Raw genomic sequence first — 1712 nt, 5'->3', positions numbered from 1 at the left:
AAACCCGAAGGCCGTACTAACTCCGGAGGTCACCCTCCCCCACCTCGTCAAATGTTCCACCCATGAGCTCCGGTCGAGAACATTCGTCTCGAAACCGGCTCTGTCACTCCGAAGAGTGCAGTGCTCCTTAGAAAGGAGGTGATCCAGCCGCACCTTCCGGTACGGCTACCTTGTTACGACTTAGTCCTAATTACCGATCCCACCTTCGACGGCTCCCTCCACAAGGGTTGGGCCACCGGCTTCAGGTGTTACCGACTTTCATGACTTGACGGGCGGTGTGTACAAGACCCGGGAACGTATTCACCGCAGCGTTGCTGATCTGCGATTACTAGCGACTCCGACTTCATGAGGTCGAGTTGCAGACCTCAATCCGAACTGGGACCGGCTTTTTGGGATTCGCTCCACCTCGCGGTATTGCAGCCCTTTGTACCGGCCATTGTAGCATGCGTGAAGCCCAAGACATAAGGGGCATGATGATTTGACGTCATCCCCACCTTCCTCCGAGTTGACCCCGGCAGTATCCCATGAGTTCCCACCATTACGTGCTGGCAACATAGAACGAGGGTTGCGCTCGTTGCGGGACTTAACCCAACATCTCACGACACGAGCTGACGACAACCATGCACCACCTGTTTACGAGTGTCCAAAGAGTTGACCATTTCTGGCCCGTTCTCGTATATGTCAAGCCTTGGTAAGGTTCTTCGCGTTGCATCGAATTAATCCGCATGCTCCGCCGCTTGTGCGGGTCCCCGTCAATTCCTTTGAGTTTTAGCCTTGCGGCCGTACTCCCCAGGCGGGGAACTTAATGCGTTAGCTGCGTCACGGAATCCGTGGAATGGACCCCACAACTAGTTCCCAACGTTTACGGGGTGGACTACCAGGGTATCTAAGCCTGTTTGCTCCCCACCCTTTCGCTCCTCAGCGTCAGTAACGGCCCAGAGATCTGCCTTCGCCATCGGTGTTCCTCCTGATATCTGCGCATTCCACCGCTACACCAGGAATTCCAATCTCCCCTACCGCACTCTAGTCTGCCCGTACCCACTGCAGACCCGAGGTTGAGCCTCGGGATTTCACAGCAGACGCGACAAACCGCCTACGAGCTCTTTACGCCCAATAATTCCGGATAACGCTTGCGCCCTACGTATTACCGCGGCTGCTGGCACGTAGTTAGCCGGCGCTTTTTCTGCAGGTACCGTCACTTTCGCTTCTTCCCTGCTAAAAGAGGTTTACAACCCGAAGGCCGTCATCCCTCACGCGGCGTTGCTGCATCAGGCTTTCGCCCATTGTGCAATATTCCCCACTGCTGCCTCCCGTAGGAGTCTGGGCCGTGTCTCAGTCCCAGTGTGGCCGGTCACCCTCTCAGGCCGGCTACCCGTCGACGCCTTGGTGAGCCATTACCTCACCAACAAGCTGATAGGCCGTGAGCCCATCCCAGACCGAAAAATCTTTCCAACTGCTGACCATGCGATCGCAGCTCATATCCGGTATTAGACGCCGTTTCCAGCGCTTATCCCAGAGTCAGGGGCAGGTTGCTCACGTGTTACTCACCCGTTCGCCACTGATCCACAGAGCAAGCTCTGCTTCACCGTTCGACTTGCATGTGTTAAGCACGCCGCCAGCGTTCATCCTGAGCCAGGATCAAACTCTCCGTAAAAGAAAAATACTGACAACGACCGGAATAGGCCGAAGCAGCGAGTTTGAACTGACCAAAA

Annotated in this window: 1 rRNA gene; it reads right to left on the bottom strand. The window is 55.7% G+C overall.

Going from position 1 to position 1712, the window contains the following annotated elements:
- Positions 1–131 precede the first annotated feature (131 nt).
- A 16S ribosomal RNA gene (locus ACPEH0_RS14660) occupies positions 132–1654 on the bottom strand.
- Positions 1655–1712 lie beyond the last annotated feature (58 nt).

Origin of the sequence: Microbacterium sp. NPDC079356, from assembly GCF_049545465.1 — a bacterium.
GTDB classification, from domain to species: Bacteria; Actinomycetota; Actinomycetes; order Actinomycetales; family Microbacteriaceae; genus Microbacterium; species Microbacterium gawkjiense.
This window is presented reverse-complemented; position numbering and strand designations above follow the sequence as displayed.